This is a genomic window from Pseudomonas sp. RW409 (assembly GCF_003184125.1).
Lineage (GTDB): Bacteria > Pseudomonadota > Gammaproteobacteria > Pseudomonadales > Pseudomonadaceae > Aquipseudomonas > Aquipseudomonas chlororaphis_I.
Genome location: NZ_QHHP01000040.1, coordinates 235,811 through 248,184 on the forward strand (window position 1 = coordinate 235,811; position 12,374 = coordinate 248,184).

The 12,374-nt window shown below is 62.1% G+C and carries 13 protein-coding genes; 7 read left to right on the forward strand and 6 right to left on the reverse strand.

The window, feature by feature from the left end:
- The 3 genes from DK261_RS19605 to DK261_RS19615 form a co-directional block, all read right to left on the reverse strand.
- Positions 1-459 (reverse strand): tripartite tricarboxylate transporter TctB family protein, encoded by a 459-nt coding sequence (locus tag DK261_RS19605; protein ID WP_106696711.1) that lies wholly within the window; start codon positions 457-459, stop codon positions 1-3.
- A gap of 56 nt (positions 460-515) precedes the next feature.
- Positions 516-1,502, reverse strand: coding sequence for a tripartite tricarboxylate transporter substrate binding protein (locus DK261_RS19610; protein ID WP_009047481.1), 987 nt, complete (start codon positions 1,500-1,502; stop codon positions 516-518).
- A gap of 81 nt (positions 1,503-1,583) precedes the next feature.
- Positions 1,584-2,876 carry an OprD family porin gene (locus tag DK261_RS19615; protein WP_110176178.1) on the reverse strand — a complete coding sequence of 431 codons (1,293 nt, stop codon included), beginning with the start codon at positions 2,874-2,876 and terminating at the stop codon, positions 1,584-1,586.
- 235 nt (positions 2,877-3,111) lie between these two features.
- Here DK261_RS19615 and DK261_RS19620 point away from each other — a divergent pair, with 235 nt between their 5' ends.
- Together DK261_RS19620 and DK261_RS19625 are read left to right on the forward strand one after the other, a co-directional pair.
- A complete protein-coding gene (locus DK261_RS19620; RefSeq protein ID WP_009042580.1) occupies positions 3,112-3,783 on the forward strand; it encodes a response regulator in 672 nt (223 codons plus the stop codon).
- Positions 3,776-5,161 (forward strand): sensor histidine kinase, encoded by a 1,386-nt coding sequence (locus DK261_RS19625; RefSeq protein WP_009047482.1) that lies wholly within the window; start codon positions 3,776-3,778, stop codon positions 5,159-5,161. Before DK261_RS19620 ends, DK261_RS19625 begins: the two co-directional genes overlap by 8 nt.
- A 17-nt stretch (positions 5,162-5,178) precedes the next feature.
- Here the strand turns inward: DK261_RS19625 and DK261_RS19630 are convergent, their stop codons facing one another.
- Together DK261_RS19630 and DK261_RS19635 are read right to left on the reverse strand one after the other, a co-directional pair.
- A complete protein-coding gene (locus DK261_RS19630) occupies positions 5,179-6,000 on the reverse strand; it encodes an HDOD domain-containing protein (protein WP_016703253.1) in 822 nt (273 codons plus the stop codon).
- 37 nt (positions 6,001-6,037) lie between these two features.
- Positions 6,038-6,979, reverse strand: coding sequence for a folate-binding protein YgfZ (locus DK261_RS19635; RefSeq protein WP_110176179.1), 942 nt, complete (start codon positions 6,977-6,979; stop codon positions 6,038-6,040).
- A gap of 149 nt (positions 6,980-7,128) precedes the next feature.
- Between DK261_RS19635 and DK261_RS19640 the strand changes: the two genes are divergently transcribed.
- Positions 7,129-7,383, forward strand: coding sequence for a succinate dehydrogenase assembly factor 2 (locus tag DK261_RS19640; protein WP_007930227.1), 255 nt, complete (start codon positions 7,129-7,131; stop codon positions 7,381-7,383).
- Positions 7,367-7,819, forward strand: coding sequence for a protein YgfX (locus DK261_RS19645; RefSeq protein WP_110176180.1), 453 nt, complete (start codon positions 7,367-7,369; stop codon positions 7,817-7,819). Before DK261_RS19640 ends, DK261_RS19645 begins: the two co-directional genes overlap by 17 nt.
- Here DK261_RS19645 and nadB read toward each other — a convergent pair.
- Positions 7,788-9,404 carry an L-aspartate oxidase gene (nadB, locus tag DK261_RS19650; RefSeq protein WP_110176181.1) on the reverse strand — a complete coding sequence of 539 codons (1,617 nt, stop codon included), beginning with the start codon at positions 9,402-9,404 and terminating at the stop codon, positions 7,788-7,790. The genes DK261_RS19645 and nadB overlap by 32 nt on opposite strands.
- A 570-nt stretch (positions 9,405-9,974) precedes the next feature.
- On the opposite strand from nadB, the gene rpoE reads away from it, so the two are divergent.
- From rpoE to DK261_RS19665, 3 genes are read left to right on the forward strand one after another with little or no spacing between them, the layout of a single operon-like run.
- Positions 9,975-10,556: an RNA polymerase sigma factor RpoE gene (gene rpoE, locus DK261_RS19655; RefSeq protein WP_007930230.1), complete on the forward strand. Its 582-nt coding sequence runs from the start codon at positions 9,975-9,977 to the stop codon at positions 10,554-10,556.
- 31 nt (positions 10,557-10,587) lie between these two features.
- Complete coding sequence (locus DK261_RS19660; RefSeq protein WP_016703250.1) at positions 10,588-11,175, forward strand: sigma-E factor negative regulatory protein; 588 nt, start codon at positions 10,588-10,590, stop codon at positions 11,173-11,175.
- 8 nt (positions 11,176-11,183) lie between these two features.
- Entirely contained in the window at positions 11,184-12,146 is a 963-nt protein-coding gene (locus tag DK261_RS19665; RefSeq protein WP_041988725.1) for a MucB/RseB C-terminal domain-containing protein, read from the forward strand.
- Positions 12,147-12,374 lie beyond the last annotated feature (228 nt).

The following is a 12,374-nucleotide window of genomic DNA, read 5'->3' on the forward strand; positions in this document are numbered from 1 at the left end:
TCAGTTCTCCAGAACGTCGAGCAGGCCCAGGGGCAGTGGCACGTCCATCACCCGGTCGAAGAGCACGTACAGACCGATGGCCATCAGCGTGGTGACCACGGCGCTGGGCACCCAGCGGCCGCCGTACAGGCGCGCCATCGGAATGCCGATCAGGATGCTGCTGAGAATGAAACCCAGGGGTTCGAACAGACCGGCGAAGATCAGCAGCAGGACCACGCAGATGCTGATCTTGGTCAGGGTTTCACGGTCCAGCGGCGGCTCGTCTTCGCTGTGCTTGATCGGCGCCGGGCGAAACACCATGTACAGCAGCGCCAGGCCCATCAGCCCGAGCATCAGCAGGGGAAAGGCGCGCGGGCCGACCGGTTCGTAGGAAAAAGCGGCCTGGTAAGGCCAGGCCATCAGTGCCAGGCCCAGGCAGACCAGGAGCAGCAGCGAGGCGAAAATGCGTTGTAAGAGCATGGGAAACTCCTGGGCCCTACCCCCGCGAAAGGGGCAGGACCGCTAGACAGGGGCGATCACTGGATCAGGCCGAACTCTTTGGCCAGGGTCTTGTAGTCGGCCACCTGTTTCTTCACATAGGCGTCCAGTTCCGGCCCGGTCATGGCGAACGGGAAGAGTTCGCGCTGGTCGCGCAGCTTGGCGAACTCTTCGGAAGCCAGCAGCTTGTCGAAGGCGTCTTTCCACCAGGCGTAGTCTTCGTCGCTGACCTTCGGCCCGAGGTAGAAGCCGCGCACCACTGGCCAGACGATGTCGTAGCCTTGCTCCTTGGCGGTCGGGATGTCCTTCATTTCCGGCTCGTCCAGGCGCTTGTCGGAGAACACCGCGAGCAGGCGCATGTCACCGCTCTGGATGTGCGGCATGGAGTCGGAGATGTCGGTACTGCCGACCTGGATGTGCCCGCCCAGCAGTGCGGTGGCGATTTCGCCGCCGCCTTCCAGGGCCACGTAGCGCAGGTCGCGCGGGTTGATCCCGGCGGCCTTGGCGATCAGCGCGGTCTGCATCCAGTCCTGGCTGCCGACGGTACCGCCGGAGCCGATCACCACCGAGCTCGGGTCTTTCTTCAGGGCCTTGACCAGGTCGTCGAGGGTCTTGTACGGCGAGTCGCTCTTCACCGCGATGGCGCCATAGCTGGTGCCGACCGCGGCCAGCCAGCGCACCGCGCTTTCATCGAAGCGGCCGAACTTGCCCTGGGCCAGGTTCAGCAGCGAACCGCTGGACCAGGCCACCAGTGTGCCGGCGTCGGCCGGACGCTGGGCCACCACCGCGTTGTAGGCCACCGCGCCGACACCGCCGGGCATGTAGGTCACGCGCATCGGTTTGGTCAGCAGCTTTTCGTTGACCAGCGCGCTCTGCGCCAGTTTGCAGGTCAGGTCGAAACCGCCGCCGGGGGAAGCCGGGGCGATGCATTCCGGGCGCTTGGGTTCGCCACTGGCGGCGACTAGTTGACCGGCGAACAGCATACAGCCGGCGGCGAGGGCCAATTTACGCAGTGATGGGTTCATGCTTGTCTCCACAGGAGTTGTTGTTGTGTATTGCATGCCAGGGGCTTCGGCAGGTGTCAGCACTTGCCGAAGGTCGGTCGATTACCAGAGCGCCAGGCTGTAGCTCACCAGCAGGCGCACTTCATCCGCATCGCGGGCCGAATAGTTGGAACGGTAGGTGGCGTTGCGCAGGCGCACCGCGACGTCCTTGAAGGTGCCGCTTTGCACCACGTACTTGATCTCGGTGTTGCGTTCCCATTCCTTGCCGGTGTCGCCGTTTTTCAGGGCGATGTTGTCACCGCTCAGGTAGCGGGTCATGAAGGTCAGGCCGGGGATGCCGAGCTTGCCGAAGTCGTAGTCGTAGCGGGCTTGCCAGGAGCGTTCTTCGGCGCCGGCGAAGTCGTTGATCTGCACGAAGTTGACCAGGTATGGGTCGGCCCCGTCGAGGTAGGGGAAGGCGCTGTCGCCGGACATGTGCTGGTAGCCGGCGCTGAGTTTATGCCCGTTCAGGGCATAGCTCACCAAACCGTTGAGGGACTTGTTGTCGATCTTGCCGCCGCGGGCCTGGCCCTGGTCGTCACTGACGGCGAAGCGCAGGTCCGTGGCGAAGGTGCCCGGGCCCATTGGCTGCGAGGCGAGGAGGCCGAAGAAGTGCTGGTTGTAGACCTCGGCGAGCTGGGCGAAGTGGTAGCTGCCGGTGATCTTGTCGGTGAACTTGTAGTCCAGGCCGCCGAAGTCGAAGTGCTTGCCGGCGACGGTGCCGGCGAAGCGGCTGTTCTTGTTGTTGAGGGCGATGTCCTCGAAGTCGGTGCTGTCGCGATCCTTGGCTTTCTCCAGGCGCCCGCCGGTGAAGGTCAGGTTCTTGATTTCCTTGGAGGTCAGCAGGCCACCCTCGAAGGTCTGCGGCAGGATGCGCCCGTCGTTGGGCTTGATGGTCGGCAGTTCCGGGATCAGGCTGCCGATCTTCAGTTCGGTGGCGGAGATCTTCACTTTGCCGGTCAGGCCGACCTTGGAGTACTCGTCGGCGGCGCGCCCGTCGTCGTGGGTCGGCAGCAGCCCGGTGCCGGTGCGGTCGGGGCTGGAGTCGAGCTTGATGCCGAGCATGCCCAGCGCATCGAGGCCGAAGCCCACGGTGCCGTCGGTGTAGCCCGATTGCAGGTTGAGCATGAAGCCCTGGGCCCATTCGTCGCGCTTGGATTGCTGGGCACTGGTGCCGCTGCGGAAATCGCGGTTGAAGTACATGTTGCGGGTTTCGAGGGTGGCGCTGCTGTCTTCGAAGAAGGCGGCCTGGCTGATCGGTGAGAAACCGGCAAGGGCGGCGGCGCTGGCGAGGGCGGTGTGGCTGAGACGGGAAAAACGAACAGGCTGGCAGGCCTGAGGCTGCATGGACAGCATCGTGTTGTACTCCGTTATTGTTCTTATTGGCGAAAACGCTTCGAGGCGTTTTTCGGGAGGCCACCGGAGGTAGCCACGGAAGTCGAAACAATCCGTAACAGGACTCTAAAGGGCCAACCTTTCGCTAACCTTTCAGCAGACTTTCACGGTTTTCGGGCTTCACAGCAGCGGTCCCGGCTGTAAACTCCGCGGCAATAAAAAGTGCCGTCGATCCCCTGAACGAGGTAGGAAATCCATGCGCGTGCTTCTCGTCGAAGACCACCTGCAGCTGGCTGAAAGTGTCGCCCAGGCGCTCAAGAGCACGGGTTTGACCGTGGATGTGCTGCACGATGGGGTTGCCGCGGACCTGGCCCTGGGCAGCGAGGATTACGCCATGGCGATCCTCGATGTGGGCCTGCCGCGCCTGGATGGTTTCGAAGTGCTGGCGCGCCTGCGTGCACGGGGCAAGAACCTGCCGGTGCTGATGCTGACCGCGCGCAGCGATGTGAAGGACCGGGTCCATGGCCTCAATCTGGGGGCGGACGACTACCTGGCCAAACCCTTCGAACTGACCGAGCTGGAAGCGCGGGTCAAGGCCCTGCTGCGGCGCAGCGTGCTCGGCGGCGAGCGGGTGCAGCGCTGCGGAGTACTGGCCTACGACCTCGATACCCGGCGCTTTACCCTCGGTGAGGAACTGCTGACGTTGACCTCTCGCGAGCAGGCGGTGCTCGAGGCGCTGATCGCCCGGCCGGGGCGGGTCATGAGCAAGGAGCAACTGGCTTCCCAGGTCTTCGGCCTGGATGAAGAGGCCAGCCCGGATGCCATCGAAATCTATGTCCATCGCTTGCGCAAGAAACTCGACGGCCAGCCGGTGGCCATCGTCACCTTCCGTGGCCTCGGCTACCTGCTGGAAAGCCGCGATGCATAGGCCCAGCAGCCTGCGCTGGCGCCTGCTGTGGAACCTGGCGCTGCTGCTGGTGGTATTGATGCTGGCCAGCGGCCTGAGTGCCTACTGGAACGGTCGCGAGGCGGCGGACACCGCCTACGATCGGACCCTGCTGGCCTCGGCCCGCACCATCGCCGCCGGCCTGTCCCAGCGCGACGGCGGCCTGAGCGCCAATGTGCCCTATGTCGCCCTCGATACCTTCGCCTACGACAGCGCCGGGCGGATCTATTACCAGGTCAACGATATCCACCAGAAACTGATTTCCGGCTACGAAAACCTGCCCGGTCCGCCGCCGGGCACGCCGCGCACCGACGATTATCCGGCGCTGGCGCGGTTCTACGATGCCACCTATCAAGGGCAGAACGTCCGGGTGGTGAGCCTGCTCAAGGCGGTCAGCGAGCCGAACATGAACGGCATGGCGGAGATTCGCGTGGCGGAGACCGACGAGGCGCGGGTCCGCATGGCGCGCAGCCTGATGGCCGATACCCTGTTGCGCTTGGGCATGCTGGCCATGGGGGCCTTGCTGCTGGTGTGGTTCGCGGTCAGCGCCGCGTTGCGCCCGCTGGAGCGTTTGCGCAGCGCGGTGGAAGAGCGCCAGCCCGATGATTTGCGCCCCTTGCCGCTGGTCGAGGTGCAGCGCGAGCTGTGGCCACTGGTGCGGGCGCTGAATCACTTCACCGAGCGGCTGCGTGGGCAGTTCGAGCGCCAGGCGCAGTTCATCGCCGATGCCGCACACGAATTGCGCACCCCGTTGGCGGCACTCAAGGCGCGCCTGGAACTGGGGCTGCGGGCCTCGGAGCCCGAGACTTGGCGCAGTACCCTGGAAAGCGCCGCCCAGGGCACCGATCGCCTGACTCACCTGGCCAATCAGTTGCTGTCCCTGGCGCGGATCGAAAACGGTGCCCGGGCGATTGCCGAGGGCGGCGCGCAATTGCTCGATCTCAGCCAGCTGGCCCGCGAACTGGGCATGGCCATGGCGCCCTTAGCCCACGCCCGGGGGATCGCCCTGGCCCTGGAAGCCGACGAGCCGGTCTGGCTACGCGGCGAGCCGACCCTCTTGAACGAGCTGCTGAGCAACCTGGTGGACAATGCCCTGGCCCACACCAGGCCGGGCGGAAACGTGATCCTGCGGGTCAGCGCGCCGGCGGTGCTGGAGGTGGAGGACGACGGCCCGGGGATTCCGCTGGAAGACCGCGACCGGGTATTCGAGCGTTTCTACCGGCGTAACCCCCATGTCGCGGGTTCCGGCCTGGGCCTGGCGATTGTCGGCGAAATCTGTCGCGCCCATCTGGCGCAGATCAGCCTGCACGATGGCGCGCAGGCGGGGCTGAAGGTGCGGGTGAGTTTTAACGCGGGCTAGGGGCTTGCGGTACAGGTTCAGTAGAACATTGACCGCGACTCGGCCAGATCGCTGCACATCACCTTGTTCTCGGGATCGATCCCGAGCTTCTTGAAGGCCGGTACGCTGAGGAGATCGATCTTCGCCAGCGGATGATCGGTGTCCTTGTGGCAATACAGGCTGGCGACCTGCACCAGGTCGACGTAATCCACACGTGTGGACTGGCGCTTGAAGTCCAGGTACTGCCCCGGCAATTTGGCCAGCTGTTCCGGAAACTCCCAGACCTGTAGCAGCTTGTCGCCCAGTAACGGGTGGATGCGTTCGATCACGTGGTTGAGGCTGACCGGGTCGGACAGCAGCTCATAGTGATCTTCCGCATAGGTCAGGATCGGCAGCACGCCGATCTGATGCACCAGTCCGCCAAGGGCGGCCTGGTCGGGTTTCAACTGGGTATGGCTGCGGCACAGGGCATAGCTGACGCCGGCCACTTCCAGGCTTTTGCGCCAGACGTCGTGCATTTTCTGTGCGATCACCTCCGAGCGGGCATGGAAAATCTGCTCCATGACCAGGCCGATGGCCAGGTTGCTGCTGTAGTTGACCCCCAGCCGGGTAATCGCGGTGTGCAGGTCGGTGACTTCCTGGGTGGCGCGCAGCAGCGGGCTGTTGACCACTTTGATCAGGCGCGCCGACAGCGCCGTATCACGGCCAATCACTTTGCTCAGGGTACTGACGCTGATTTCCGGATCTTCAGCGGCCCGGCGAATCTGCAGGGCCACTTCCGGTAACGTTGGCAGAACCAGGTCATCGTTATCGATGGCCTCAACCAAATCCTGTTGGACCTTTTCCGCCAGCTCACTCATTTCTGTTCTCTAGGGGTATTGCAGGAAGTTGCGGCGATCAGCGCTGGATTTCTCGATCGCGATCCAGCTGGTAAGGCAGCTCCAGCAGCTGCAGCCCGGGACCTTCGAGCGCGCCGAGATGGAGATTGCCATCCTCTGCGGCTTCGGCTTGCAGTACGGCCAGGAGTTCAATGTTTTGTTCGGCGCGCGCGGCGATCACCACTTCGCCGATGGAGCTGCCGTGGGTTGGGGAGAACAGCGGGGTACCGGGTTCCGGCAACTCTTCGACGTTCAGGGCCAGGCGGTAGAGGCGGCGCTTGAGTTTGCCCAGGTACTGCATGCGCGCGACGATTTCCTGGCCGGTGTAGCAGCCTTTCTTGAAACTGACGCCGCCGATGGCCTGCAGGTTGAGCATTTGCGGGATGAACAGCTCGCGGGTGGCCGGCATGACCTGGCCGATACCGGCGCGGATCTGGCCCAGCAACCATTGGTTGAGATCGCCTTCGGGCAGTTGCGCGGCCAGCTTTTCGCGCAGGCCTTCAGCTTTATCTGCCGGGGCCCAGAGCTCGGCCCGGTCCGCTGAGACACGAATGGCGATCAGGCCGTCGTTGCGGGCGACCGCGCCGTCTTCCGCCGGCAGCTGCAGCCCGAGACCGGCCAGCAGCGCATCGGCGTTGCCCAGGCCGAAGCGCGCCCACAGGGCGCTTTCATCGCTGAGCTTGGCCTTGGAAAACACCGCGTATTTTTTCAGGTCCGCCAGTTGCGGCTCCAGCAACTCGGTGGCCATGGCCAGCAGGCAGCCATCGCCTTCGAGCAGGATGCGAAAGCTCGATTGCATGCGGCCTTTCTGGGTGCAACGGGCGCCCAGGCTGGATTGGCTATCGCTGAGGTAATTGAGGTTGCAGGTCAGCTGGCCCTGAAGGAACTTGCTGGCATCGGGGCCGCGGACGGCGAGAACGCCCTCGTGGGACAGGGAGCAGAAAAAAGCGGAATCAGCCATGGGTCATCGCAGGGTAAAAAGTCTGGCGAACATCATAAGGTGGTGCCCTTGAAATGGGTAGTTCACAAAGGATGGGTGGCGATCGACCAAAGCCGACTGTTCTGGCGTCCGTCGGACTGTATACTTGCGCTCTATTTGAGGAGCGCTCCATGGTCGAAGATGTTGAACTGAACCGCCTCTACTGGCACAGCCGCCGCGGCATGCTGGAACTGGACGTGTTGCTGGTGCCATTCGTGAAAGAAGTCTATCCGCATCTGAACGATGTTGACCGTGCCTGCTACGTCAGGCTGCTCGAATGCGAAGATCAGGACATGTTCGGCTGGTTCATGGAACGCTCCGAATCCGAAGATCCCGAGCTGCAACGCATGGTCCGCATGATCTTGGATCGTGTCCAACCCAAGTAACACCTTCGAATGCCGCTGGCAGCCTTCCAGGCAATTGCTGGCGGCCTATCTCCTGGCCCAGCTGTTCGCGCTGGGCGCCTTGCTGATGCTCGATATTCCGCTTTGGGCCGGTCTGTTCGGGGCTCTGCTGTGCCTGGGCCACGCAGTCTGGACGTTGCCGCGGCGGATTCTGCTGAGTCATCCCTCGGCTTTCAGCGGTCTGCGTCGCGATGTCGATGGCTGGCAGTTGTGGTGCGCGGGGCAGGGCTGGCGGCCGGTGCAACTGCGGCCTGACAGCCTGGCGCTGCCGTTGCTGGTGGTGTTGCGTTTTCGCTTGCCGGGCGAGCGCTGGGTGAGGTCGGTCTGTGTGCCGCGGGATGCGCAGGCGGCCGATGTGCATCGGCGCCTGCGCGTGCGGCTCAAGTTCAGTCGCCGTAGGTGGGCGGCACCAGAATAGTGTCCAGTGCCTGGGGCAGCAGGTTCGGGTAGTCGAGGGTGTAATGCAGGCCCCGGCTTTCCTTGCGCTCCATGGCTGAACGAATCATCAGCTCGGCGACCTGGGCCAGGTTGCGCAGCTCGATCAGGTCGCGACTGACCTTGTAGTTGCTGTAGAACTCATCGATTTCGTCCAGCAGCAGGCGCACCCGGTGCTGAGCCCGTTGCAGGCGCTTGTTGGTGCGCACGATACCGACATAATCCCACATGAATCGCCGTAGTTCGTCCCAGTTGTGCGCAATGATCACGTCTTCGTCGGAATCGGTGACCTGGCTGGCGTCCCAGGCGGGCAGGGCGATCGGAATGGCGATCTGTGGCAGTTGCTCGAGAATGTCGGCGGCCGCGGAACGGGCATAGACGAAGCATTCCAGCAGCGAGTTGCTGGCCATGCGGTTGGCGCCGTGCAGGCCGGTGAAGCTGGTTTCGCCAATGGCATACAGGCCCGGAACGTCGGTGCGGCCCTGCTGGTCGACCATCACCCCGCCGCAGGTGTAGTGCGCGGCCGGTACCACCGGGATCGGCTGCTTGGTGATGTCGATGGAGAATTCCAGGCAGCGTTCGTACACGGTCGGGAAGTGGCTTTTGATGAAGGCTTCCGGCTTGTGGCTGATGTCCAGGTACACGCAGTCGATACCCAGGCGCTTCATTTCATGGTCGATGGCCCGGGCGACGATATCCCGCGGCGCCAGTTCGGCACGCGGGTCGAAACGCGGCATGAAGCGTTCACCGTTGGGCAGCTTCAGGAGTGCCCCTTCGCCGCGCAGGGCCTCGGTGATCAGGAAACTCTTGGCCAGCGGATGGTAGAGGCAGGTCGGGTGGAACTGGTTGAACTCCAGGTTGGCCACCCGGCAGCCCGAACGCCAGGCCATGGCGATGCCATCGCCACAGGCGCCATCGGGGTTGCTGGTATAGAGGTAGACCTTGGCGGCACCGCCGGAAGCGAGGATGACAAAACGCGCACCGTAGGTGTCGACTTCGCCGGTGGCGCGGTTGAGTACATAGGCACCGAGGCAGCGATCGCCTTCCAGCCCCAGGCGTTTTTCGGTAATCAGATCGACGGCGACCCGCTGTTCCAGCAACTCGATATTCGGGCGTTGCCGGGCCTGGTCCAGCAATGTGGTGAAGATGGCCGCGCCGGTGGCGTCGGCGGCATGGATGATGCGGCGATGGCTGTGGCCGCCTTCGCGGGTTAGGTGGAATTCGAAACCACCGTCTTCATTGCCCGATTGTTCGTCACGGGTGAAGGGCACGCCCTGATCGATCAGCCACTGAATGGCCTCGCGGCTATGCTCGACGGTAAACCGCACCGCGTCTTCGTGGCACAGGCCGCCACCGGCATTGAGGGTGTCGTCGACGTGGGATTCGACGGTATCGGTGTCGTCCAGCACTGCCGCGACGCCACCCTGAGCCCAATAGGTCGAGCCATTGGCGAGATCGCCTTTGCTCAATACGGCGATGCGCAGATGACCGGGCAAGGTCAGCGCAAGGCTCAAACCGGCAGCGCCGCTGCCTATCACCAGAACATCGTGTTGAAACTGTTGGCTCATTGGAAGATTCCGCTCAAAAGCGACCCGGGTCGGGGTTGGCGCAAGACGCCTGGATCGGCGAGTCAAAGCAGCCATGCAGCCCACTAGTATATAGAGGGGGGGATCGGCACAATAGCGGTGCCTTCGTGGCATTATGAAATTATGGGCGCGGGAAAAGGCGGTGTTGCGAGGCAGTGGCGGGCGGTTAGATTTTTCCGTCAAATCGGGAAACTGGCGACTGTATCGAAGATGTAGCAACCTTTTTCTCTTCATGGTTACACAATGTTCGCCCTGCACGGCTATAAAGATTGGGAACTTTTGACACGGCCCCAAACTCAATAGAAGGTTGCCTGATAGAAGGGACAGCGTCGGTTTTATGCAGGACTTGTGTTGTGGTCATGCAACTCAATTCGACGACAGGATTATTCGCGCAGCCGGCCTTGCCCGCGCTGCGTTTTTCGTGCGTGCCAAATCAGAGCCCGCAGGAAACTTGCTTGGAGGGGGAGAACTTTTGCGAAAAGCCCGAGTCTATGTTTGCAAGCCTGATCGTTTAGTTATGCAAGCCTCCTCCGAGCTTATCGAGGAGTGTTCATGCTAACCCAGGAAGAGGATCAGCAGCTGGTCGAGCGCGTTCAGCGCGGCGACAAGCGAGCTTTCGATCTGCTAGTGCTGAAATACCAGCACAAAATTCTCGGGTTGATCGTGCGTTTCGTGCACGACACCCATGAAGCCCAGGATGTTGCACAAGAAGCCTTTATCAAGGCTTACCGTGCGCTTGGTAATTTCCGCGGTGACAGTGCGTTTTATACGTGGCTGTATCGTATCGCCATCAACACGGCGAAAAACTATCTGGTTTCACGCGGCCGCCGGCCGCCGGATAGCGATGTCAGTTCCGAGGATGCGGAGTTCTACGATGGCGATCATGGCCTCAAGGATCTCGAATCTCCAGAGCGCGCATTGCTGCGGGATGAGATCGAAGGCACCGTCCATCGAACCATTCAGCAACTGCCAGAAGATTTGCGTACGGCTTTAACTTTACGTGAATTCGATGGTCTGAGTTACGAGGACATTGCCAGTGTCATGCAATGTCCGGTGGGTACCGTGCGCTCCCGGATTTTCCGCGCTCGGGAAGCCATCGATAAAGCCCTGCAGCCGTTGTTGCAGGAAACCTGAGACAGCGGCGACAGCCAAGAGAGGAACCGCCATGAGTCGTGAAGCCCTGCAGGAATCGCTGTCCGCGGTGATGGATAACGAAGCGGACGAACTGGAATTACGTCGGGTATTGAATGCCGTCGACGAAGTGGAAACCCGTGAGACCTGGGCTCGTTACCAGATCGCCCGGGCGGCCATGCACAAGGAATTGCTGCTTCCGCGTCTGGACATCGCCGCGGCCGTTTCTGCTGCGCTGGCTGACGAAGCCGTACCGGCCAAGGCCACTCGTGGTCCATGGCGCAGCCTGGGTCGCCTGGCTGTTGCCGCGTCGGTGACCGTTGCCGTGCTGGCGGGTGTTCGCCTGTACAACCAGGACGAGATCGCTGGTGTCGAACTGGCACAGCAATCGAACCAACAAACCCTGGCCGCTCCTCAAGTAAAAGGCCCAGCGGTATTGGCCGGCTACAATGAGAGTTCGGAAGCCACTGGCCCTATGGCCAACGGCGTATTGCAAGGTCAGCCAGGCTGGCACGATCAGCGTCTGCCAAGCTACTTGCGTCAGCATGCTCAACAAGCTGCACTGAAGGGCACTGAAAGCGCTCTGCCTTATGCTCGTGCGGCGAGCCTGGAAAACCGTTAAGGAGGATCATGCGCGCCATCCCTCTACTCTCGCTTCTGCTCAGTGGCTGGTTCATCGTTCCAGCCCACGCCGACGAAGCTCAGGATTGGTTGAAACGTCTTGGGCAAGCCGAACAGCAGCAAAGCTTCCAGGGTACTTTCGTCTACGAGCGTAACGGTAGTTTTTCTACCCATAACATCTGGCATCGCGTCCAGGATGGCCAGGTCCGCGAGCGGTTGATTCAGCTCGACGGTTCCGCTCAAGAGGTTGTGCGTGTTGATGGGCGTACCCAATGTGTCAGCGGTACGCTGGTGGCTGGACTGGGGGATGCCCCCAACGCTTCGGCCCACTCACTCGATCCAGAAAAGCTCAAGAATTGGTACGACCTTGCCGTCATCGGCAAGTCGCGTGTGGCTGGGCGTGCGGCGGTCATTGTTTCCCTGACCCCACGGGACCAGCACCGTTATGGTTTTGAATTGCATCTGGACCGCGAGACGGGCCTGCCGCTGAAATCGTTGCTATTGAACGATAAGGGGCAGTTGCTCGAGCGCTTCCAGTTCACTCGCCTGGATACGGCTGATGTGCCGAAGGACAGCGAGTTGCAGGCCAGCGCCGAATGCAAGGCTGTGGCCCTGGACAGCGACAAGGCTTCCGCGGTGAAGGCTGCGCAGACCTGGCATTCCGACTGGTTGCCGCCAGGCTTCGAGTTGACCAGCAGCAGTGCGCGCAAGGATCCCGACACCAAGGCCATGGTCAACAGCTTGATGTATGACGATGGCCTGGCCCGCTTCTCGGTGTTCCTCGAGCCGCTCAACGGTGCGACGGTGACCGACACTCGCACTCAACTGGGCCCGACCGTGGCGGTATCCCGGCGCCTGACCACGCCTGAAGGCGAAATGATGGTAACGGTGGTGGGCGAGATCCCTATCGGCACCGCCGAACGGATCGCCTTGTCGATGCGTACCGACGCCGCTGCGCCCAAGGCGCAGTGAGTACAGCCCAGGTGTTCATCGAGCGTTAATGTTGGTTGTGTAAGAGGTCTGCAATGCCAGCTCTGCAATCGAGATATCTAAATGTTCGGTGAACATTTTCATTTGCAAAACCCCCTGTTTTTTCTTATAGGTCAGAGCCACTAGGTTCTGGCCTTGTTTGTCGTTTCCGGGACAAAAGGACTGCGCGAATCGCCTGGTATTTCTTGTCCCTATCGCTTAACCACGCTC

Excerpts from the sequence above, each read along its gene's own strand:
- DK261_RS19605 (WP_106696711.1), bottom strand. The coding sequence starts at position 459 with ATGCTCTTACAACGCATTTTCGCCTCGCTGCTGCTCCTGGTCTGCCTG.
- DK261_RS19610 (WP_009047481.1), bottom strand. The coding sequence starts at position 1,502 with ATGAACCCATCACTGCGTAAATTGGCCCTCGCCGCCGGCTGTATGCTG.
- DK261_RS19615 (WP_110176178.1), bottom strand. The coding sequence starts at position 2,876 with ATGCTGTCCATGCAGCCTCAGGCCTGCCAGCCTGTTCGTTTTTCCCGT.
- DK261_RS19620 (WP_009042580.1), top strand. The coding sequence starts at position 3,112 with ATGCGCGTGCTTCTCGTCGAAGACCACCTGCAGCTGGCTGAAAGTGTC.
- DK261_RS19625 (WP_009047482.1), top strand. The coding sequence starts at position 3,776 with ATGCATAGGCCCAGCAGCCTGCGCTGGCGCCTGCTGTGGAACCTGGCG.
- DK261_RS19630 (WP_016703253.1), bottom strand. The coding sequence starts at position 6,000 with ATGAGTGAGCTGGCGGAAAAGGTCCAACAGGATTTGGTTGAGGCCATC.
- DK261_RS19635 (WP_110176179.1), bottom strand. The coding sequence starts at position 6,979 with ATGGCTGATTCCGCTTTTTTCTGCTCCCTGTCCCACGAGGGCGTTCTC.
- DK261_RS19640 (WP_007930227.1), top strand. The coding sequence starts at position 7,129 with ATGGTCGAAGATGTTGAACTGAACCGCCTCTACTGGCACAGCCGCCGC.
- nadB (WP_110176181.1), bottom strand. The coding sequence starts at position 9,404 with ATGAGCCAACAGTTTCAACACGATGTTCTGGTGATAGGCAGCGGCGCT.
- rpoE (WP_007930230.1), top strand. The coding sequence starts at position 9,975 with ATGCTAACCCAGGAAGAGGATCAGCAGCTGGTCGAGCGCGTTCAGCGC.
- DK261_RS19660 (WP_016703250.1), top strand. The coding sequence starts at position 10,588 with ATGAGTCGTGAAGCCCTGCAGGAATCGCTGTCCGCGGTGATGGATAAC.
- DK261_RS19665 (WP_041988725.1), top strand. The coding sequence starts at position 11,184 with ATGCGCGCCATCCCTCTACTCTCGCTTCTGCTCAGTGGCTGGTTCATC.